17 protein-coding genes are annotated in these 20,433 nt (G+C 56.6%); 10 read left to right on the top strand and 7 right to left on the bottom strand.

What is annotated here, in order from left to right; genetic code table 11:
- Positions 1 to 73 precede the first annotated feature (73 nt).
- Positions 74 to 946, top strand: a complete 873-nt coding sequence (locus K0H81_RS06830; protein WP_220060346.1) for a 1,4-dihydroxy-2-naphthoate polyprenyltransferase — start codon at positions 74 to 76, stop codon at positions 944 to 946.
- A 72-nt stretch (positions 947 to 1,018) separates the two neighbouring features.
- Here the strand turns inward: K0H81_RS06830 and K0H81_RS06825 are convergent, their stop codons facing one another.
- Entirely contained in the window at positions 1,019 to 1,555 is a 537-nt protein-coding gene (locus K0H81_RS06825) for an aldolase/citrate lyase/malate synthase family protein (protein ID WP_220060345.1), read from the bottom strand.
- A 181-nt stretch (positions 1,556 to 1,736) separates the two neighbouring features.
- Between K0H81_RS06825 and K0H81_RS06820 the strand changes: the two genes are divergently transcribed.
- Positions 1,737 to 3,269, top strand: a complete 1,533-nt coding sequence (locus tag K0H81_RS06820; RefSeq protein WP_220060344.1) for a DUF3612 domain-containing protein — start codon at positions 1,737 to 1,739, stop codon at positions 3,267 to 3,269.
- 78 nt (positions 3,270 to 3,347) lie between these two features.
- Here K0H81_RS06820 and gnd read toward each other — a convergent pair whose 3' ends face one another.
- Both gnd and K0H81_RS06810 read right to left on the bottom strand, forming a co-directional pair.
- Positions 3,348 to 4,889 carry an NADP-dependent phosphogluconate dehydrogenase gene (gene gnd / locus K0H81_RS06815; protein ID WP_220060343.1) on the bottom strand — a complete coding sequence of 514 codons (1,542 nt, stop codon included), beginning with the start codon at positions 4,887 to 4,889 and terminating at the stop codon, positions 3,348 to 3,350.
- Between the two features lie 265 nt (positions 4,890 to 5,154).
- Positions 5,155 to 5,625, bottom strand: a complete 471-nt coding sequence (locus tag K0H81_RS06810; RefSeq protein WP_220060342.1) for a MarR family winged helix-turn-helix transcriptional regulator — start codon at positions 5,623 to 5,625, stop codon at positions 5,155 to 5,157.
- A gap of 293 nt (positions 5,626 to 5,918) precedes the next feature.
- Between K0H81_RS06810 and K0H81_RS06805 the strand changes: the two genes are divergently transcribed.
- Positions 5,919 to 6,914 carry an NADP-dependent oxidoreductase gene (locus K0H81_RS06805; protein WP_220060341.1) on the top strand — a complete coding sequence of 332 codons (996 nt, stop codon included), beginning with the start codon at positions 5,919 to 5,921 and terminating at the stop codon, positions 6,912 to 6,914.
- A gap of 199 nt (positions 6,915 to 7,113) precedes the next feature.
- A complete protein-coding gene (locus tag K0H81_RS06800; protein ID WP_220060340.1) occupies positions 7,114 to 7,926 on the top strand; it encodes a MipA/OmpV family protein in 813 nt (270 codons plus the stop codon).
- A 221-nt stretch (positions 7,927 to 8,147) separates the two neighbouring features.
- Here the strand turns inward: K0H81_RS06800 and K0H81_RS06795 are convergent, their stop codons facing one another.
- From K0H81_RS06795 to K0H81_RS06785, 3 genes are all read right to left on the bottom strand, one after another.
- Entirely contained in the window at positions 8,148 to 8,339 is a 192-nt protein-coding gene (locus K0H81_RS06795) for a DUF3185 family protein (protein ID WP_144200401.1), read from the bottom strand.
- A gap of 200 nt (positions 8,340 to 8,539) precedes the next feature.
- Positions 8,540 to 9,013: a cytoplasmic protein gene (locus K0H81_RS06790; RefSeq protein WP_220060339.1), complete on the bottom strand. Its 474-nt coding sequence runs from the start codon at positions 9,011 to 9,013 to the stop codon at positions 8,540 to 8,542.
- Positions 9,014 to 9,049: 36 nt separating this feature from the next.
- Positions 9,050 to 10,033, bottom strand: coding sequence for a toxin-antitoxin system YwqK family antitoxin (locus K0H81_RS06785; RefSeq protein WP_220060338.1), 984 nt, complete (start codon positions 10,031 to 10,033; stop codon positions 9,050 to 9,052).
- A gap of 187 nt (positions 10,034 to 10,220) precedes the next feature.
- Here K0H81_RS06785 and K0H81_RS06780 point away from each other — a divergent pair, with 187 nt between their 5' ends.
- Positions 10,221 to 11,849 carry a methyl-accepting chemotaxis protein gene (locus tag K0H81_RS06780; protein ID WP_220060337.1) on the top strand — a complete coding sequence of 543 codons (1,629 nt, stop codon included), beginning with the start codon at positions 10,221 to 10,223 and terminating at the stop codon, positions 11,847 to 11,849.
- A gap of 72 nt (positions 11,850 to 11,921) precedes the next feature.
- On the opposite strand, the gene K0H81_RS06775 is transcribed toward K0H81_RS06780, so the two are convergent.
- Positions 11,922 to 13,826 carry a propionyl-CoA synthetase gene (locus K0H81_RS06775; protein WP_220060804.1) on the bottom strand — a complete coding sequence of 635 codons (1,905 nt, stop codon included), beginning with the start codon at positions 13,824 to 13,826 and terminating at the stop codon, positions 11,922 to 11,924.
- Positions 13,827 to 14,112: 286 nt separating this feature from the next.
- Between K0H81_RS06775 and K0H81_RS06770 the strand changes: the two genes are divergently transcribed.
- The 5 genes from K0H81_RS06770 (at position 14,113) to K0H81_RS06750 (ending at position 20,432) form a co-directional block, all read left to right on the top strand.
- The gene (locus K0H81_RS06770; RefSeq protein ID WP_011866366.1) at positions 14,113 to 14,514 is read left to right on the top strand and encodes a MerR family transcriptional regulator; all 402 of its coding nucleotides are present in this window, start codon (positions 14,113 to 14,115) and stop codon (positions 14,512 to 14,514) included.
- A gap of 111 nt (positions 14,515 to 14,625) precedes the next feature.
- The gene (locus K0H81_RS06765) at positions 14,626 to 15,795 is read left to right on the top strand and encodes an isovaleryl-CoA dehydrogenase (protein ID WP_011866367.1); all 1,170 of its coding nucleotides are present in this window, start codon (positions 14,626 to 14,628) and stop codon (positions 15,793 to 15,795) included.
- 89 nt (positions 15,796 to 15,884) lie between these two features.
- Positions 15,885 to 17,492, top strand: coding sequence for a carboxyl transferase domain-containing protein (locus tag K0H81_RS06760; protein ID WP_144200395.1), 1,608 nt, complete (start codon positions 15,885 to 15,887; stop codon positions 17,490 to 17,492).
- A gap of 48 nt (positions 17,493 to 17,540) precedes the next feature.
- Complete coding sequence (locus tag K0H81_RS06755) at positions 17,541 to 18,341, top strand: enoyl-CoA hydratase-related protein (protein WP_220060336.1); 801 nt, start codon at positions 17,541 to 17,543, stop codon at positions 18,339 to 18,341.
- Between the two features lie 57 nt (positions 18,342 to 18,398).
- Positions 18,399 to 20,432 carry an acetyl/propionyl/methylcrotonyl-CoA carboxylase subunit alpha gene (locus K0H81_RS06750; RefSeq protein ID WP_220060335.1) on the top strand — a complete coding sequence of 678 codons (2,034 nt, stop codon included), beginning with the start codon at positions 18,399 to 18,401 and terminating at the stop codon, positions 20,430 to 20,432.
- Position 20,433: the final 1 nt, after the last annotated feature.

Genomic DNA, 20,433 nt, shown 5'->3' with positions numbered 1-20,433 from the left:
GGCTTTTTTGCTATGCTTGGGCTATATTTTCGAGCCTAGCTCAGTCCCTACCTAATAATTACGAACGCAGATAATGAATCCCTGGATCCTGGCGACACGCCCACGTACTCTTCCCGCAGCCATTGGCCCTATCTTAGTCGGTAATGCCCTTGCCCTGTCACTGACACAATTTAGCTGGCTCATCGCCGCAACTTCAATGTTGTGCGCCCTGCTGCTGCAGATCGCCGTTAACCTGGCGAACGACTACTTCGATTTTAAGAGCGGTATCGACACCGAAGAGCGACTCGGCCCGGTGCGCGTCACCCAGAGTGGCCTGCTCGACCCAAGCAAGGTACGCAACGCCATGATCGCCTGCCTGGTGCTGGCGCTGCTGGTGGGCTCGCTGCTCATCTATCATGGTGGCTGGCCCATCGCCATCCTGGCCGCAGCCTCTATCCTGGGCGCCCTGGGTTACAGTGGCGGCCCCTACCCGCTAGCCTCCCATGGTCTGGGTGAAGTCGCCGCCTTTATCTTCTTCGGCCTGGTGGCCGTGGTCGGCAGCTACTACCTTCAGGCCCATGACACCAGTGTCGCCGCCTGGATCTTAGGCAGCGCCATCGGCCTGTTTAACGCCGCCGTGATGCTAGTAAATAACACCCGCGACATCCCCACAGATGCCAAGGCGGGCAAGCACACCCTGGCAGTTAAGATAGGTGAAGGTCAGGCCAGAGTCCTGTATCAGGCGCTTGTCTATCTGCCGTTCGCCCTCGTCATCGGCGGTTTTCTGCTTGGGACCTTACCCGGCCTGCCTGTGCTGCTCGGCGGTCTGTCGCTAGTCCTGGCGCGCAAGCTCAACAGCGAATTTAGCCAGACCTCGGGGGCGGCGTTAAACCCGCTGCTGGGACGCACGGCGAAACTCACAGTGATCTTCAGCGCCCTGTTCAGCCTGGGACTCGCCTTAGCCTAAAGCAAGAAATCGACATAGCCATAAAAAATGCCAGCAGTTGCTGGCATTTTTTATGGCGAGTCATCACACAATTTAGAGGCAGTATTCGGTTCCGTCTTTCGAGGTGAACTCTTTACAGTGTTGATCTGCCTGACCCGTAACCAGGCTGGTCCAGGTACGCTGACAAGCGCTCTGCTCGCTATTGACGATAGTCATCAGCGCCGCCTCGACTTGTACATCGTTGATACCGGCCATATCGTGACGTCCCTGCTCGCCGCGGCGATCCAACGCAATCTCGATATGGAAGCCGTTATTTTTCAGCACCAGAGAGCTAGGCTCGCACTTATGACCAGAGAGGGCCACAAACTGCTTGGGCTGTGCCAGACCGCTCTGGCTACCATCGGCGAAGAAGGCCAGTAGCTGCTTGTAATAGATCACATAGCTGCAGACATCCTGGTGAGAGCCCTGACTCAGTGGAAAGTACTGATCCAAGATCTGCTTGGCATAGGTCAGGCCATCTTGCTGCATCTGAGGTGCCAGCGCATTGTTTCCATTAATCTGTGTCATAGGCATTACCTGCTTGATGAAGTTGTAAATACTCTGGTCTAGTTGTTCTGTCTGTATATTCATCGCCTCATCCCTCTCACTTATGCTATCTATCGCTATGTTTGACTCGCTGATGACATCTTTGCCCTACAGCTTTAAGTGGCGCTCTAAGGGATTTGTCGCTTCCCCGATTGCTTAATTTGTAGTCTAGCGGCTTTTTCATTACAATTTCACAATAGAAATTTCACAGTGTGAATTTTACAAAATGAAGACCAATAGCAGCTTGATGAGAAAATCGCATTTCCTGGGCACTAAGATACGCAATCTCAGGAAACGTAATAATCTAACCATGGAAGACCTATCGGCCCGCTGTGTCAGGGTGGATGCGGATTCGGCACCCTCTGTCTCCTACCTCTCCATGATAGAGCGCGGCAAGCGCGTGCCCAGTGCCGGCATGTTGGCAGTGATCGCCGCCGTGTTTCAAAAGGAGGTAGATTGGTTTCTCGACGACGCCCCCGAGGAGCAGGCGATCACCCCGGTTAAGGGGTCTCGCGGCGGGATCAGTGGCATGGCGCTGGAGCCAAGCTTCCTGTTTTCCAACGAGATATTACAGATCGCCATCCCAGAGATGCTTTCCCAGACGGGGATCAGTGGCCGGCAATTTGCGCACCTGTTGATCCGTGCCCATCAGGAACATCATCAGAATCATTTTCCCGATCTCGAGCGCGCCGCCGAAGAGGTGGGGCTCAAACGCATGCCGCTGAGCCTCGAGGATCTGCTGGCGATAGTCCAGCGTCTCGGCCTGGTGGTGAAATGGTTTACCCGCGCGCCCAAGGCGATCCGTGAAGAGGCGGGCGCCGGCAAGCAACACATCATCACCTCCTATTTCGAGCAGCCCAACAAGATCTGCCTCAACCAGCTGCTCAACCAGCATACCCGCCGCCTCAAATATGACCTTGCGGTCCATATCGGCCACAGCGTGCTGCACAATAAAGACGGTTTAAAAAGTATCATGGTGGCCGGACGTAGCCATGGCACCAGCCTGGTGGATGAGGCCGACAATCGTGGGCAATCCTCCACCGTGGACGCCCAGGATATCCTGCATGCCTGGCGGGATTTCGAGTCCAGCTTCTTCGCCGGCGCCCTGCTCTGCCCTAAGGTGCCCTTCCGGCAGTTGCTCGACCGTCATGGCTATGAGATAGATGTGGCCAAGTTGGTGGATGTCTCTCCCTCGGTGGCCATGCGCCGCATGACGGCGGTCTCCCCCTACAGCCACTGGCACTATTTCGATGCCTATTCGCCCGGTAAGCTCAAGGCCGTATACCGAGGCAACGGCATCCCCCTACCCTGGGGCAACATGCGCCAGGTGGAAGATCCCTGCCAGCACTGGGCGGTGTTTAGGATGATCAACGCCTCGACCCAGGGCTCCTCGGCGCAGATCTCCATCCTGGATGTGGCCAACGAGCCCAAGATCTACTGCTGCGAATCGATTCGGGTGAAAGACCTGGCGGGCAATCCCCATGTGCTCTGCGCCGGTATCGACCTTAACCCGGCCATCGAGGCCCAGGGCGGCGATGCCAACCAGGTGGCGCAGCAACTCAAGGAGGTCTGTGTGGACAATGGCGGCTCGGCGCCCCTGCCCGGCAACATCAAGACAGACATCAAGCGTGTGGCTAAGATCCTCAACATCAACTGGGTGGAGCGTGGCATCGACAGCGAGGCTCGGCTCATCTGTTCCCGCGGCGCCAGCTGTCCGCGCAAGCCAAGCTGCTATGAGAACGGTGGCTGTAAGGGCTAGGCGGCCACAACGCCGAGATAAAAAAACCGCTAGTCAGCAGCTAGCGGTTTTTCTTTTCTATAGAAGCTTAGTGAAGCACTAGAGCTTCTCTAGCGTGCGCTCGCTATGGCTCCAGTTGAGGTGATACTTCTCGCCGGCGGGCATGTCGATACGCTCGAAGGTATGGGCGCCGAAGAAGTCCCGCTGACCTTGCAGCAGGTTGGCCGGCAGAGTCTCGCTGCGATAGCTGTCGTAGTAGGCCAGCGCCGAGCCGATACAAGGCACAGGCACGCCGCTCATGATGGCCCTTGCCACCGCGCGGCGCCAGTCTTGCTGCTTGGCCGATAAGGCCAGGCTAAAGGTCTCAGCCATCAGCAGGTTGTCGAGAGGCTCTCCCACCTTCTGCGCCTCTTGATAGGCCTGGGTGATCGATTGCAGGAAGGTGGCGCGAATGATACAACCGGCGCGCCAGATCTTGGCGATTTCGGCAAAATCCAACTGCCAGCCGCGCTCCTGAGCATTCATCGCCATCAGCTGGAATCCCTGGGCATAACAGGCGATCTTGGCGCAGTAGAGGGCGTTTTCAAGCTCATCGATAAAGGCAGCGCGCTCATCGTCACTCAATGTCAGCGGCTCGGGGCCTGCCAGCAACAGGCTCAACTGCTGACGCTGATGCTTCTGGGTGCTCACCGCCCTGGCGTATACGGCCTCGGCGATAGTCGGCGCCGGACAGCCAATCTGCAGACTGCTGACCGCAGTCCAGAGGCCGGTGCCCTTCTGACCCGCCTTATCCAGAATCATCTCCACCAGCGGCTTGCCGGTAAGAGGATCGGCCTGTGACAGCACATCGGCGCTGATCTCCATCAGGTAGCTGTTGAGGCTGCCCTGGTTCCAGCGCGCGAAGATCTCACCCACCTCGGCGGCGCTCAAGCCAAGCCCGTCGCTCAGCAGTTGATAGGCCTCGCAAATCAGCTGCATGTCGGCGTATTCGATGCCGTTATGCACCATCTTCACATAGTGACCGGCGCCGGCCGGGCCTATGTAGGTGGTGCATGGCTCGCCCTCGGTCACAGGGTTACCCGGCTCCTGGCGCTCGATGGGCAGGCCGGTCTTAGGGTCAACCTTGGCGGCTATCGCCTCCCAAATGGGCTTGATTCTGTCCCAGGCCTTTATATCGCCGCTCGGCATCAAGGAGGGCCCGAAGCGGGCACCCATCTCGCCGCCTGAGATGGCGCAGCTAAAGAAGATAAACTTGTCCTGATATTGGGCTTCGCGGGCCACAGTATCTGTCCACAGGCTGTTGCCCGTATCCACCACGATATCGTCCTGCTCTATCCCGGCCTCTAGCAGGGCATTACAGACGCCATCCACAGGCGCACCGGCAGGTACCGATAGGACCAACACCCGAGGTTTTGCGAGACTGGATAACATTTCTGAAAGATTGCTACATCCTAGGATGCGCTGCGCTTGCATGGCGGGACGCTCTTTTTGCTCCTGCTCAAGAAGGGCATCTCGCTTGGCTGAGTCGAGATCGAAGGCGGCGACGCGGTAGCGATTATCGGCAATGTTAAGCGCTAGGTTTTTGCCCATAACGCCTAGGCCTATCACGCCTATGTCGAGGAGGTCTGAGTGATTTTGCATGAGATTTTTCCCCATGGGAAACTGAGATTGTCTACACCTATCCTTTATTATAGTCTGGACTATCTGAGTCAAATCATAAGCTTAAATCGCTCAATTGCTTCAACTGCGAGCCACATAGTCGATAGGCACGAAATTGGTCGCGATTATACAAAGTTTGGTAAGTTAATTACTAGGAAAAGTCCAGGCTTACTAGCCGCTGTGCAGAACAGTGTTTTCTCATTTAAAAGGTAGCGCCATCAAGCACCTGAATAACTTGCTGAATCGACTATTTCTGATTGAGCTCATGGGTCAGGGTCAGACAAACTTGCCTTAGCTGTTCCAGCTCAATGTCCGACACGCTCACCTTCTCCAGCAGCTGCTGCTTCAGTGACAGCGCCTCTTGCTTTAGGGCCTCGCCGGCCTGAGTCACCTGAATCACCTTCTTACGCTCATCCCGGCTGTCCACATGACGCACCACCAGCCCCTTGGCCTCCAGGCGCTTGACGATTGGGGTTAAGGTGCCGAGATCCAGCCGTGTCGCCTGGGAGAGATCCGTCAGGCTGGCGTTATCTTTGAGCCAGAGCGCCTGCATCGCCAGGTATTGTGGATAGGTCAGATCGCACTCCTGCAGCAAGGGACGATAGGCACGCACCAGAGCATTGGCGGCGGTATAGAGGGCGAAGCAGACATTATCCGACAGGCATTGCGCCCCTTCAGTTACTACTGCTGTCTCTGCTTCACTCATCTGCTTACTCATAGTGTTACCCATCTACCTGACTTAACTGTTACTCAACTTTTGCTCAATGCGCTACCGCTTAATGTGCTACTTAATGCCTTATGACTTAATGCGTTACGACTTAAGATTTCATCACCTTTCCCGCATGTGCTAGCTGCCGCAAGCTTTAGGGCGGCTATCTTAACAGAATTCAGGAGCAAGGAGCGGACATTAAAAACACATTACTTTGCGCACAAAGCATTTGCATTGTACTCAATTTGTTTGTAGAGTCTACCACAATTAGTTAGCGCGCAAAGCAAAATGAGGTTAATTCCATGCAAGCACAAGAGATAACACTGGCCAGCCGCCCTGAAGGCATGCCAACCCAAGCCAACTTTGGCCTTAAGCAGGTGGAACTTCCGGCCCTCAAGCCAGGCGAATTCCTGGTCAAGAACCTCTGGATGTCGGTCGACCCCTACATGCGCGGCCGCATGATAGACAGAGAAAGCTATATTGCCCCCTTCGCCTTGGATGAAGTGCTGGAAGGCGGCGCCATTGGTGAGGTTGTAGAGTCGAACCATGAAGACTTCCCTGTGGGCAGCAAGGTCAGCAGCATGAAGGGCTGGCGCAGCCACTATGTCACCGACGGTACAGATCATACCCTGCTACCGGAAACCCCTTTGTCAGAATCTCATTTCCTCGGCGTCATGGGCATGCCTGGCATGACCGCCTGGACCGGCCTTAACCGCATCGCCCAGCTGAAGGAAGGCGAGACCCTGTTTGTCTCCGCAGCCTCGGGCGCGGTCGGCAGCGTCGCCTGTCAGCTAGGCCTCTTGATGGGCGCCAAGGTGGTTGCCTCGGTCGGCTCGGATGAAAAAGCCGAGGCCCTCAAGGCGATGGGAATCGAGCAGGTGATCAACTACAAGACCACGGCTAACCTGAGTCAGGCGTTGAAGGACGCCGCGCCACAAGGCGTTGATGTCTACTTTGAAAACGTCGGCGGTGAACACCTGGCCGCGGCGCTGGACAACATGAACGACCATGGCCGTATCGCCGTATGTGGCATGATCGCCCAGTACAACGACACTAAGCCAACCCCAGGCCCAAGCAACCTGGCCTATATCATCATGAAGAAGCTCAGAGTCGAAGGCTTTATCGTGTTCGAGCACTGGCAACACTATGGCGAGTTCGCCAAGCAGATGGGTCAGTGGCTGGCCAGCGGTAAGGTTAAGGCCGAGCAGACCATCTATGAGGGACTCGAAAACGCTCCGGCGGCCTTCATCGGCCTGTTCGAAGGCAAGAACCGCGGTAAGATGGTGGTTAAGCTGTAAGCATTCACCTCACAAGATAACACCACAAAGACCGGCTCCATAGGGCCGGTCTTTTTTTACCTTTATACAACAAAGTCTTGGGCATTCACGGCCCGCCATACACAAAGGCGACACAGGCTTACAAACTCATGATACTAATCTAAGTACCCAGCGAGTACATTGCTCTCAACCAATAAACAACTTCAAAGTGGAGTGAGCAATGAAGTACCTTCCCTTAGCCCTAGTTGCCCTTGGCAGCATCAATCTGGCCCAGGCCGCCGAGTCAGACACCTATATCAGCAATGGTCAGGTCTATCACAGCAAAGGCTGGGTGATCGAGTTTGGCGCCGGCTACAACTCAGACATCATCAAAGAACAGAAGAACGACTACAAATTTGCCTTCGGCGATCACAACCGCTTCGGCCCCCGTGTAAATGTGGGCTACCACGGCGATCGCTTCAACGCGGATCTGGACAAGGGCATCAACTACCGCCTCTACGGTAAAGACAGAGACGCCATCACCTTCAGCACCTACCTGACCGGCAACGGCTTCTGGCTGGATAAGGATGTGTCTAAGGTGCTGGCCGGCATGGAAGAGCGTCGTATCAGCGTAGATCTGGGCCTGAACATGGATATCAAGGTGGGGCCGCGCGGCGTCCTCTCCACCAACTTCCAGCACGACATCAGTGGCGAATATAAGGGTTATGTGGCGGGTGTGCGCTATCAGCAGATCCTCAAGCTTGGCAGTCTGGATCTGGTGCCGTTTGTGGGCGTAAGTTACAACAGCGCCAAGTTTAATGATCACTACTTTGGCGTCAGCAAGAAAGAGGCTCTGCCCAAGCGTCCACAGTACGAGGCCAAGGCCGGCGTTAACTATGACGTTGGCTACCAGCTGATACTGCCGCTCTCGAGCAACTGGCGCATTACCCAGCAGACCAGCTACACCCGCCTGAGCAAGGAGATTGCCGACTCGCCCATTACCGATTCACGCAATCAGTGGTCGGCCAACCTGATGGCGAGCTACCGTTTCTAAAAAATTGGAAAAATTAGGCCTAAACCCCGCTCGGCCTAAGGGCAAAGGATCTGCCCAGCTTATTTGAAGCAAGAGAAACTCCCTGGAAAGAGACTCCCTGCAAAGAAACTTTTTCTGCAAAAATAAGCTCCCTGCAAAAGAAAAAAGCCTGCATCATGCAGGCTTTTCATCCAATACGCGCTTTCTCCCGGTTTGGTTTAGCGACATATATAACCTAAGAACTATTTCAGTTTCAGCAGGCCAACCAGCACGCAGATGGCGCCGCCGACCATGCCTGCCCAGGCCTCTATGGGGGTGTCGCCGTTAACCGCGCGGGTGATCTGCGAACTGGTAGAATCGTAGATGTTGTAGCCCCACCATGCCAAGGCCACGCCGATAACCAACAGGACAATCCCTAAATACTTACTCTTCATTTCCCCAACCTCTTGAAAAACAATCTCGGTCCCAGCATACGACAGCTTAAAGCCATATTTCAATGACAGGATTTACGCCTCAAGGTTTATCCCGCAACATTTATGGCTGAAACGCTAAGCAGGCTTTGATCCCTCGGCGACCGCCCAAGACAGACCCCAGCTAATACAAGGGGCTAGCAGCCTTCATCTAAAAGAGCCTACTAGAAGACTAGCGTCATGCTCTGCCCCGGTGTTAGGGCCTGCCATTGGCGAGTAAGCTCGGTGATCTCATCGATTATCAGCTTGAACTCATGCTCACTCACTAGGGGAATGGCGAGCCCTCGCTGCTCACAGCTCTGAGCCAGCAGATAACAGAAACCCTCGAAGTTGAGATCCTGCGACCAATAGAGCGACTGCAGCGCCTCCACCATAGATTCTGTCTGCCACACCTGGGTCTTATCGGCTATCTGCCGCGACAGCTGATTATGCTCCAGGGTAAAGCTGATATTGGCGCCGGCCTTTAGCTGACCATAGAAGGCGCCAGCAATCGCCAGGGTCTTCTCCACCACGTAATGGATCATGTCATGGGGCGCGATCCCCTGCTCCGGCATCTGAGTCTCGGTGCGACTGGCATCCTGACGAACGCAGCAAAGTTTGCCGTAGCGGCCATCTCCCTTGATAAAAATCACTTCCATATTTAATGCCTCACTCATTCCTTACAAAATAGCGCCTTACTCCTCGCTCACAGCAATGTCCGCTTCCAGCCTGACCCTTTGCTCCTCATGCTCGGAGAGTAGCTGACCATTCGGGCTGAAGCGGCGCCATATACCGACCTTTTCACCATCTCGGTATTGCCCCTCTACGGCGAGCTGACCACCGCGGTAATATTCGCGATAGCTGCCCTCTAGCTTGTCATTACGGTAGTTTTTCACCAGCTCAAGGCTGCTATCGTCATAAAAACGTGTCCAGGTACCGACCTTACTGCCTGTGGCATAATATTCGATGCACTCCTTGGTGCCATTCTCATAAAACTCGGTCACCTCACCGTGAAGCTGACCCGCCTTGAAGTGGGCGATCCCCTGCAAGATGTCGGTATCCTGAAAATAGGTGCGCCACTCGCCATCTTCTTTGTCCTCCACCATGGTGCCTTCTATCACCACCTTGCCGAAGCTGTATTGCTGCCACAGGCCGTCACGCAGGTCGTCCACATAATGGATGCGATTTCTTAATCTGTCTGGATCCCAGTAACTCGTGCTCCAGCCGTTACGCTTTCCCTGGCGATATTCGATAGACTCAGACAGCAGACCGCCCTCGAAACCGTAGTGTTTTTCCGTGCCCTGTTTCAGCCCATCTTGATAGGGGATCTCCTTATTCAGGGTGCCATCTTCCAGATAGACACGGGTCACGCCCGTTATCTGACCATCGACATAATGCGTAACCGCCTGGACGGCACCACTTTCATAAAAGTCCTGCAGCTCGCCGTTAAGCTTGCCTTGACGGAGCATGGCTTGCTGCTTTAGCCAGCCATCATCGCCGAAATACTTGGCCTTACCGCTATAGGGCTCGACCTCACCGCGCAGATGAAAGCGGCCGTCGATCCTTTCAAGCTTCTCAAAGTCGACATAGTCTTTGGTCAGCTCATCCATTGCCATGTAGCCCAGGCCCAGAAAAGTCACGGCGATTAAAACCGCCGACAGCCTGTTAGGTTTTGTCATCCTTTTTCTCCAACTCCCTGACACCAGAGCTCGCCTTCTTCCCTATGTCACTCTTCACCATAGGCATGTCACAGCCAAGCACAAAATAAAAGCTATGATTTACAGCTAATTGGTCATGAGACACGCCGAGAATGCCGCTATAGTTAATAGATATTGGTCTTTTGGCAAGGTTTTTATGGGGAAGCTTATGAATATTAGAGACTTGAGTGTGGTCAAGAAGATATGGGCAAGTTATCTGGCCGTGTTTGTCGTGTTTGCCATCGTCGCAACCCTGCTGATCTTGAGCCTGTCGGCGCTCAATAACAACATCCGGGTGCTGACCGACAAGAGCCTGCCCTCGGTCGCCATTCTCAAGGGGATACAGGTCGACATCACCAAGGTGCGAAAAGATGAATTTTCGCTACTGCCTAACAGTGACAACCCCAAGATAGGCCAGTGGCTGCAAGATCTGGACAGATGGCGCGCCGACGTTCAGGCGGGCATTTCCGCCTATGAGGCGCTACGGCTCAACGAACAAGAGCGTCAATCCTTTAAGGTATTCAAAGACACCTGGAATCAGTATATACAGGAGACCAGCGCCTATAACGGCCTGCTCAATCAGGGAGATGCCGACAAGGCCAATCAGGTGGTGCTGGCGAGTTTCGGCACCTATTCCAAGGCGCTCAGCAGCCTGGACGACACCCTGGGACTCAACGATGAACTGGTCAAGCAGATAGGCATAAATGTGCACGACGAGGCGCTATCGACCCAATACAGTGCGGGCATAGGCGCGCTGGTGATCATCATAGTGATCGCCCTCGCCTCCACCTTCCTATCGCGCGCCATCTGCCGCCCCATCGACAGGGCCCTGACTTTCGCCGCCAACATTGCCAAGGGACAGCTTAACAATACCATAGACGAACAGGCCCTGACCCAGGATGAGCTTGGCACCCTGCTGCGCGAATTAGTCACCATGCAGAGCAATCTGCATTCTCTGGTCTCAGAGATCAACGACTCCACCATACAGCTCACCGCCGCCGTCGAAGAGGTGAGTGCCATCTCGGCGCAAAACGCCTCCAGCATGCAGAACCAGCAGCTAGAACTCAGCTCGGTGGCCTCGGCCATGACCCAGATGCAGGCCGCCGTGGGTGAGGTAGCGCAAAATACAGAGAACGGCGCAACCTCAGCCTATTCGGCGACAGAGATCGCCAAACAAGGCACTGAGACACTGGCTCAGACTATCTCGGTGATCGAGCGGGTCTCCCAGACGATTCAGGAGTCGGACCTCTTGGCCCAAGAGCTGGAATCCAGCTCCAACAACATCAATATGGTGGTGGATGTGATCCGTGGCATTGCCGAGCAGACCAACCTGCTGGCCCTCAATGCCGCCATCGAGGCCGCCCGCGCCGGCGAACAGGGCCGAGGCTTCGCCGTAGTAGCCGATGAGGTGAGATCTCTGGCACAGCGCACCCAGGATTCCACCGCGCAGATCGTGGATATCGTCAATCAGCTGCAGGAAAACAGCAGCAAGATAGGCCACTCCAGCCAGGAGTGCCAGACGGGCATAGGCCAGTGTGTCGAGCAGGTCAACGCCGCTGGCAGCCAGATAGGCGAGATAGCGCATTCGGTGGAAAACATCGCCCAGATGAGCACCCAGATCGCCACCGCCTGTAGCGAGCAAAATGCGGTCTCCGAGGAGCTCAACCGCAGCGTGGATCATATCAATAATGTCTCTACCGAGATGACGGAGGGCGCCTCTCAGACCGCCATCGCCTGTCAGGAGATCAGCAACCTGGCCCACAGCCTCAAGGCTAGGATTGAGACCTTTAAGCTATGAGTCAGCAGCAAAAATGAGTACCGAAACAAAAAGGGCCCGAGGGCCCTTTTCTAATAACGAGTAGAAGACACGCTAGACGTGGGCGTCGGCGTAACCCATGCGGGTCAGAGCGTTGCGCACCAGATCTAGGGTATAAGGATCTTCTATGGTTGCCGGCATCTTGAACTCTTGATTGTCGGCAATCTTACGCATGGTGCCGCGCAGTATCTTGCCCGAGCGCGTCTTAGGCAGCTTAGGCACGGCGCTCACCAGCTTGAAGGCGGCAACAGGGCCAATCTGCTCACGTACCAGGGCGATCAGCTCCTTGTAAAGCTGCTCGTCGCTGAGATCGCAGCCTTTCTTCAGCACCACCAGACCCAGAGGCACCTGTCCCTTGAGCTTGTCGTCCACCCCGATCACCGCCGCCTCGGCCACCGCCTCATGCTGACACAACACCTCTTCGAAGCGTCCGGTCGACAAACGGTGACCGGCCACATTAATGATATCGTCGATGCGGCTCATGATATAGAGATAGCCATCTTCATCCATGTAGCCGGCATCCCCTGTGAGGTAGTAACCCGGATACATGGAGAGGTAGCTCTCCTTGTAGCGTCCCTCGTTTTGCCACAGGGTCGCCAACGTGCCCGGCGGCAGCGGCAGCTTGATCACCACGTTGCCCGACTGATCCGGCGCCACGATATCACCCATCTCATCGAGCACCTGCACATCATAGCCAGGTACCGCCTTGGCAGGAGAGCCCGCCTTAACAGGTACCGGCGCCGTGCCCATCAGGTTGGCGGCTACCGGCCAGCCGGTTTCCGTCTGCCACCAGTGGTCGATCACCGGCTTGTCGAGCTGCTGCTCGGCCCAGTGCAGAGTATCGGGATCGCAGCGCTCGCCGGCGAGGAACAAAGTGCCGAGACAGCTAAGATCCACATCCTTGAGGTAATCGCCCTCGGGATCGTCGCGTTTAATGGCGCGGATCGCCGTCGGCGCGGTAAAGAAACTCTTTACGTTATACTTGGCTATGGTGCGCCAGAAGATACCGGGATCCGGCGTGCCCACAGGCTTACCCTCGAACAGTACCGTGGTGGCGCCAACCAGTAAGGGACCATAGACGATATAGGAGTGACCAACCACCCAGCCCACATCTGAGGCCGCCCAGAAGACATCTCCCGGGTCGATATCATAGATGTGCTTCATCGACCAGGCGAGCGCCACGGCATGGCCGCCATTGTCACGCACAACCCCCTTGGGCTGGCCCGTGGTGCCCGAGGTATAGAGGATATAAAGGGGTGCGGTCGCCTCTACCGTCTGACAGTCGATGTTTGGCGCATCGGCCATGGCACCCTGCCAGTCGACGTCACGGCCATCGACTAAGTCTGCTTGCAGCTGAGGACGGTTGAGGATCACACACTGCTCCACCTTGTGAGCGGCCTGCGAGAGCGCATCGTCCAGCAGTGGCTTGTAGGCCACCACGCCAGAGGGCTCGACGCCGCAGGAGGCGGAGAGGATCATCTTAGGCTTGGCATCATCGATTCGGGTCGCCAGCTCGTTGGCGGCGAAACCGCCGAATACTACTGAGTGAATCGCCCCAAGGCGCGCACATGCCAGCATGGCATAGGCTGTCTCTGGCACCATGGGCATATAGATGATCACCCTGTCGCCTTTGACCACGCCCTGGCTGGCCATGTAGCCCGCCAATCGGCTCACCTGGGCCTGCAGCTCGTTGTAGGTGATCCCATATTCTGTGCCCGTAATCGGGCTCACATATTGAATCGCCACCTGCTCGCCGCGCCCGGCCTCCACGTGTCTGTCGACCGCGTTATAACAGGTATTGAGCTGCCCGCCGCTAAACCAGCGATACATAGGTGCCTGACTGTCATCGAGTACCCTGTCGAACGTCTTGTCCCAGGCTAAGGCCCCGGCGGCCTCGCCCCAGAAGGCGTTAGGATTATCGATAGATTCCTGGTGTAACTGATTATGCAAATCCTTCATGTGATCTTCTCCGAATGACATGCGCCCGCCACTCACGGTCGACATATCGGCTTCCCCTTCCATACGATTTGGCTTATGCGCCATAGATCACATTATGGAGCCAAGTTGCACTTTTCCCATTAGACCTTTGCCTAACCTCACCCCAAACCCGCAGCTGGCGGTCATTTCACCAGTGTGCAGTGCAATTTTTACAGCCAGATGGGCCATTAGAACCACCTAAAATCTTTACCTTTACGTAAACTTCATATATCGTGCTAGGAAAGTTAATCAATATGGTATTTTTTCGATGAGTGACAAACACAGTCCACAGACCACCTACTCTATCAGCGACCTGTCGAAGGAGTTCGATATTACTACCCGTAGTATCCGCTTCTACGAAGACCAGGGACTGCTGAAACCCAAGCGCCGCGGGCAAACCCGCATCTATGGCCTGAAAGATCGCGTTCGTCTCAAGCTGATCTTAAGGGGTAAACGTCTGGGCTTTTCGCTCGCCGAAACCCGCCGTCTGTTCGAGCTCTACGACGCCGACAAGAACAGCAGTACCCAGCTTCACACCATGCTGGAATTGGTGGAAGAGAAGAAATCGGCCCTGCAACAGCAGATGGACGACATCAAGGTGGTCTTGATGGAGCTCAACTCCGCCGAGCAGCAGTGCCGCGCCGCCCTGGAGCAGCAAGAACGCGCCTAGGCCGGGCACAGACCATATCGAGTTAACGCAGCAACAAATTGAACACAAGCAAGGCTGGATAAACCGGCCTGATAAAAAATTATAAAAGCATCTGACCTGTAGGATAAAACAATGACTCAACTCTACTCCTCTCTCAACTTCGGCCTCGGCGAAGATATCGACATGCTGCGTGACGCAGTACGCAGCTTCGCCGCCAATGAAATCGCTCCTATCGCCGCCAAGGTGGATCAGGAAAACGCCTTCCCTAACGAGCTTTGGCCCGTGCTGGGGGAGATGGGCCTGCTTGGGGTGACAGTGCCCGAAGAGTACGGCGGAGCAGACATGGGTTACCTGGCCCACGTGGTCGCCATGGAGGAGATCTCCCGCGCCTCGGCCTCTATCGGCCTGAGCTATGGCGCGCACTCCAACCTGTGTGTTAATCAGATCAACCGTAACGGTAACGCCGAGCAGAAGGCCAAGTACCTGCCTAAGCTGGTGAGCGGCGAGCATATCGGCGCCCTGGCGATGAGCGAGCCTAACGCGGGTTCAGACGTGGTATCTATGAAGCTGAGCGCCCGTAAAGAGGGTGACCGTTATATCCTCAACGGCAACAAGATGTGGATCACCAACGGCCCAGACGCCGACACCTATGTGATCTACGCCAAGACAGACATGGACAAGGGCCCACATGGCATCACAGCCTTCATCGTCGAGCGTGGTTTCAAGGGCTTCAGCCAGGCTCAGAAGCTGGACAAGCTGGGCATGCGCGGCTCTAACACCTGTGAGCTGGTGTTCGAAGACTGTGAAGTGCCAGAAGAGAACATTCTAGGCGGCCTCAACAACGGCGTTAAGGTGCTGATGAGCGGTCTGGACTATGAGCGCGTGGTGCTATCTGGCGGCCCACTTGGGATCATGACCGCCTGTATGGATATTGTCGTGCCTTACATTCACGAGCGTGAGCAGTTCGGCAAGTCTATCGGTCAGTTCCAGCTGGTACAGGGCAAGCTTGCCGACATGTACACAGGCATGAACGCCGCCAAGTCTTACGTCTATAACGTGGCCAAGTCATGCGATCGCGGCGAGACCACGCGTAAAGACGCCGCCGGCGCCATCCTCTACAGCGCTGAGCTAGCCACCAAGATGGCGTTGGATGCCATCCAGCTGCTGGGCGGCAACGGTTATGTCAACGAATACGCCACGGGTCGCCTGCTGCGCGATGCCAAGCTCTATGAGATTGGCGCCGGTACCTCAGAGATCCGTCGCATGCTGATCGGCCGCGAGCTGTTCAACGAGTCGAAATAGTCGAATGCGTAGAGTAGGCCGGCCCCTGTCCGGCCTCGGGCGGGCAATCGCCACTTCCCGTTCACCACAGTCTTAAAAGGAACCAAGCCGTGACGCAACTGAGCAGTCAAATCAATCCCCGCAGCGACGAGTTTAAGGCCAAGCATCAACAGATGAGCCAGGTGGTCGCCGATCTCAAGTTAAAACTGTCTGAAATCGAACAAGGCGGTGGCGCCGTCGCCATGGAGCGCCATCTCTCCCGTGGCAAGCTGTCGCCACGTCAGCGTGTCGAGAAGCTACTGGATCCCGGCTCGCCGTTTCTGGAAATCTCCCAGTTTGCGGCCTACCAAGTCTATGACGACGTGGTACCGGCCGCGGGCATCATCGCCGGTATCGGCCGCGTCAGCGGTGTCGAGTGCATGATCATCGCCAACGACGCCACGGTAAAAGGCGGTACCTATTATCCACTGACGGTGAAGAAACACCTCAGGGCCCAGGAGATCGCCGAGCGCTGTCACCTGCCCTGCATCTATCTGGTGGACTCGGGCGGGGCTAACCTGCCGCGCCAGGATGAGGTGTTCCCCGACAGAGACCATTTCGGTCGCATCTTCTATAACCAGGCCAAGATGTCCTCCAAGGGCATTCCACAGATCGCCGTGGTGATGGGCCTGTGTACCGCAGGCGGCGCCTATGTGCCCGCCATGGCCGATGAGTCGATCATCGTCAAGGAACAGGGAACCATCTTCCTGGCGGGCCCACCATTAGTGAAGGCCGCGACCGGTGAAGAAGTCTCGGCCGAAGAGCTGGGCGGCGCCGAGGTGCACACTAAGATCTCGGGCGTAGCCGACCATATGGCGCAAAACGATGAGCACGCCCTGGAGCTGGCGCGCAAGTCGGTGACCCGCCTCAATCACAACAAGCAGATCGCCAGCCAGCTGAGCCCGGTCAAGCCGCCTAAGTTCGATATCAACGAGCTCTACGGCATAGTGGGGACAGATCTGAAGAAGCCGTTCGATGTCAAAGAGGTGATCGCCCGCATCGTTGACGACTCAGATTTCGACGAGTTCAAGGCCAACTATGGCGCCACCCTGGTGTGTGGTTTCGCCCGCATCCACGGCTACCCAGTTGGCATAGTCGCCAACAACGGCATCCTCTTCTCCGAGTCCGCGCAGAAAGGCGCCCACTTCATCGAGCTCTGTTGCCAGCGCAAGATCCCGCTGCTGTTTTTGCAAAACATCACAGGCTTCATGGTGGGTAAGAAGTATGAGCACGAAGGGATAGCCAAGCATGGCGCCAAGATGGTGACCGCGGTTTCCTGCGCCACTGTACCTAAATTTACCGTGATCATCGGCGGCTCATATGGCGCCGGTAACTACGGCATGTGTGGCCGCGCCTTCGAACCGACCATGATGTGGATGTGGCCTAACGCCCGCATCTCTGTGATGGGCGGCGAACAGGCAGCTGGCGTATTGGCGACAGTGCGCCGCGACGGTCTGGCCCGCAAAGGGGTGGACTGGCCGGCAGAAGATGAGGCCGCCTTCCGCGCCCCTATCGTGGCTCAATATGACAAGGAGGGACATCCTTATCATGCCAGCGCACGCCTGTGGGACGATGGCATTATCGATCCGGCCCAGACCCGTGACGTGGTCGGCCTTGCCCTCTCTGCGGCGCTCAATGCGCCGATTGAAGACACCAAGTTTGGCGTGTTCCGCATGTAATGCGCCACTCAGTCAACAATCGATAACGCAGAGGCAAGGAAGTAGACCATGACAAGCCAAACGATTACGCAAGAATTTGAATACTTAAGCTGCGCCCTAAGCGATGGGGTCGGCGAGATGGTGCTTGACCGCGCCGACAAACATAACGCCTTCGATGAGGTGATGATCAGTGAGATGATCGCCGCCCTCGACCTGTTCGCGGCCGACGACAGCTGTCAGCTGCTGGTGCTTAAGGCCAACGGCCGTAACTTCAGCGCCGGCGCCGACCTCAACTGGATGCGCAAGCAGGCGAAGATGGATTTCGAGCAGAACCTGAGTGACGCCAACGAGCTGGCGACCCTGATGCACAAGCTCGATAAGTTCCCCAAGCCAACCCTGGCCTTAGTACAAGGCGCAGCCTTCGGCGGCGCTCTGGGGCTAATCTGCGCCAGCGATATCGCCATCGCCGATAGCCGCGCCAGCTTCTGCCTGAGTGAGGTCAAGCTAGGGCTTATCCCGGCGGTGATCAGCCCCTATGTGGTGCGTGCCATGGGCCAGCGCGCCTCGCGCCGCTACATGCTGACCGCCGAGCGTTTCGACGCCGAAACCGCACTCAAGCTCAATGTGATCCATGAGATTAACGATGACCTCTACGCGGCCAGCGCACCTATCATCAAAGCGCTCAAGGGCAACAGCCCTCAGGGCATGGCCTGGGTCAAGACCCTGCTGTCACGCCTGGAAGATGGTGTGATCGACCAGGAGACCCTGGCCTACACCAGCGAGCGTATCGCGCGCATTCGCGTCTCAGACGAGGGCCAGGAGGGGCTAAACGCCTTCTTCGAGAAGAGAAGCCCGAGGTGGAACGCCTAATGAAGCCAGAGATCATCTTAGACCCTATTGCCCTACCAGTTCGGGGAGCACGCTAACATGTTTACCAAATTATTGATCGCCAACCGTGGCGAAATCGCCTGCAGAATCATCAAGACCGCACAGGTCATGGGCATCAAGACGGTCGCCCTCTATTCGGACGCCGACAAGGACGCCCGCCATGTGGCCATGGCCGACGAGTCCTTCTACCTGGGCGGCAGCGCCCCGAGCGAGTCTTACCTCAAGGGCGAATTAATCCTGGAGATCGCCAAGCGCAGCGGCGCCCAGGCGATCCATCCTGGCTACGGTTTCTTGTCGGAAAACGCCGATTTTGCCCGCCAGTGTGAACAGGCCGGTATCGCCTTCGTCGGCCCGAGCGCCGATGCAATAGATGCCATGGGCAGCAAGAGCGCCGCCAAGATCATCATGGAACAGGCCAATGTGCCCCTGGTACCCGGTTATCACGGCGACGACCAGAGCGACGAGGTGCTGCTCAAGGCCTCTAAAGAAATAGGCTTCCCTCAGCTGATCAAGGCCGCCTACGGCGGTGGTGGTAAAGGGATGCGTATCGTCGAGTCCGAGTCTGAGGCCCTGGAGGCGATCAACTCGGCGCGCCGCGAAGCCGCCTCCTCCTTTGGCAACGACAAGCTGCTGATCGAGCGCTACCTGAGACAGCCTCGCCACGTCGAGGTGCAGGTGTTTGCCGATACCCAGGGCAACTGCATCTATCTGTCGGATCGCGACTGCTCCATCCAGCGTCGTCACCAGAAGGTGGTCGAAGAAGCTCCGGCCCCAGGCCTGTCTGACAGCCTGCGCCGCGCCATGGGCGAGGCCGCCGTGGCCGCCGCCAAGGCGATCGACTATGTGGGCGCCGGCACGGTAGAGTTTCTGCTGGACACCCATGCGAGCGAGGAGAGCAACAGCTTCTACTTCATGGAGATGAACACCCGTCTGCAGGTGGAACATCCGGTAACTGAGATGGTCACAGGCCAAGATCTGGTCAAGTGGCAGCTAATGGTCGCCAGCGGCAGCGAACTGCCCCTGAGCCAGGAGGATGTACGCATCCACGGCCACTCCTTCGAGGTACGTATCTACGCCGAAGACCCACAGAACGAGTTCCTGCCCGCCAGCGGCAAGCTCAACTTCCTTCGTGAGCCTGAGCAGAACCGCTATGTGCGCATCGATTCCGGCATACGCGAGAACGATGTGATCAGTAACTTCTACGACCCTATGATCGCCAAGCTGATCGTCTGGGACGAGTCGCGCCCCCGCGCCCTGCAGCGCCTGGTGCACGCCCTGGAGTCATACCAGATCAGCGGCCTCAAGCACAACATAGAGTTTCTGGCCAACATCGCCGAGCACCAGGCCTTCAGCCAGGCAGACTTCAGCACTGACTTTATCGAGCGTTATGGCGACACCCTGATAGGTGCCAACCTGGATGGCGACAACAGCCATGAGCAGAATGGCGCCCTGGCCTTCGCCGCCCTCTATCACCTGTGCGCCCAGAAGGAACAGGCTAAGCTAACCGCCACCAACAGCCAGGATCCCTACTCTCCCTGGGGACAGGTGAGCGGCTTCAGGCTTAACCGCAGCGGCATGCATCAGCTCTCCCTGCTGGACGATGAGCATGAGGTGCAGCACCTGACCCTGAGCCAGATTGGCGATTGCTACTACCTGAACCTGAACGATCAACAACTGACCCTGAGCGGCGAACTGAAACAAGATCTGCTACACGCCGAGATCAACGGCCACAAGAGCAAGATCCCCGTCAGCCGCGAAGGCGACGACTTCACCCTCTTCCTGCCGAGCGGCAGCTATCACTTCCGCGCCCTGCAGACAGAGGTAGTGGAGGAGCAGGCCAACAGCGAAGACAAGCTCAAGGCGCCGATGAACGGCACTATCGTCACTCACCTGGTCGAGGTGGGCGATGAGGTCGAGGCGGGTCAAGGCCTGATGGTGATGGAAGCGATGAAGATGGAATACACCATAGAGGCGCCGTTTGACGGCAAGGTGGCGGCCTTCTTCTTCCAGCCAGGCGAATTGGTGAGCGACGGCGCCCTGCTGCTCGAAGTCACTGCGAAAGAGGACGCTTAAC

The organism is Shewanella halotolerans (assembly GCF_019457535.1).
Lineage (GTDB): Bacteria > Pseudomonadota > Gammaproteobacteria > Enterobacterales > Shewanellaceae > Shewanella > Shewanella halotolerans.
This window is presented reverse-complemented; position numbering and strand designations above follow the sequence as displayed.

What these genes read in the sequence shown, in the direction of transcription:
- K0H81_RS06785 (WP_220060338.1), bottom strand. Translation starts at nt 10,033, where the DNA reads ATGACAAAACCTAACAGGCTGTCGGCGGTTTTAATCGCCGTGACTTTT.
- K0H81_RS06825 (WP_220060345.1), bottom strand. Translation starts at nt 1,555, where the DNA reads ATGAATATACAGACAGAACAACTAGACCAGAGTATTTACAACTTCATC.
- K0H81_RS06820 (WP_220060344.1), top strand. Translation starts at nt 1,737, where the DNA reads ATGAAGACCAATAGCAGCTTGATGAGAAAATCGCATTTCCTGGGCACT.
- K0H81_RS06765 (WP_011866367.1), top strand. Translation starts at nt 14,626, where the DNA reads ATGACTCAACTCTACTCCTCTCTCAACTTCGGCCTCGGCGAAGATATC.
- K0H81_RS06770 (WP_011866366.1), top strand. Translation starts at nt 14,113, where the DNA reads ATGAGTGACAAACACAGTCCACAGACCACCTACTCTATCAGCGACCTG.
- K0H81_RS06775 (WP_220060804.1), bottom strand. Translation starts at nt 13,826, where the DNA reads ATGAAGGATTTGCATAATCAGTTACACCAGGAATCTATCGATAATCCT.
- K0H81_RS06830 (WP_220060346.1), top strand. Translation starts at nt 74, where the DNA reads ATGAATCCCTGGATCCTGGCGACACGCCCACGTACTCTTCCCGCAGCC.
- K0H81_RS06755 (WP_220060336.1), top strand. Translation starts at nt 17,541, where the DNA reads ATGACAAGCCAAACGATTACGCAAGAATTTGAATACTTAAGCTGCGCC.
- K0H81_RS06810 (WP_220060342.1), bottom strand. Translation starts at nt 5,625, where the DNA reads ATGAGTAAGCAGATGAGTGAAGCAGAGACAGCAGTAGTAACTGAAGGG.
- K0H81_RS06795 (WP_144200401.1), bottom strand. Translation starts at nt 8,339, where the DNA reads ATGAAGAGTAAGTATTTAGGGATTGTCCTGTTGGTTATCGGCGTGGCC.
- K0H81_RS06800 (WP_220060340.1), top strand. Translation starts at nt 7,114, where the DNA reads ATGAAGTACCTTCCCTTAGCCCTAGTTGCCCTTGGCAGCATCAATCTG.
- K0H81_RS06790 (WP_220060339.1), bottom strand. Translation starts at nt 9,013, where the DNA reads ATGGAAGTGATTTTTATCAAGGGAGATGGCCGCTACGGCAAACTTTGC.
- K0H81_RS06750 (WP_220060335.1), top strand. Translation starts at nt 18,399, where the DNA reads ATGTTTACCAAATTATTGATCGCCAACCGTGGCGAAATCGCCTGCAGA.
- gnd (WP_220060343.1), bottom strand. Translation starts at nt 4,889, where the DNA reads ATGCAAAATCACTCAGACCTCCTCGACATAGGCGTGATAGGCCTAGGC.
- K0H81_RS06805 (WP_220060341.1), top strand. Translation starts at nt 5,919, where the DNA reads ATGCAAGCACAAGAGATAACACTGGCCAGCCGCCCTGAAGGCATGCCA.
- K0H81_RS06780 (WP_220060337.1), top strand. Translation starts at nt 10,221, where the DNA reads ATGAATATTAGAGACTTGAGTGTGGTCAAGAAGATATGGGCAAGTTAT.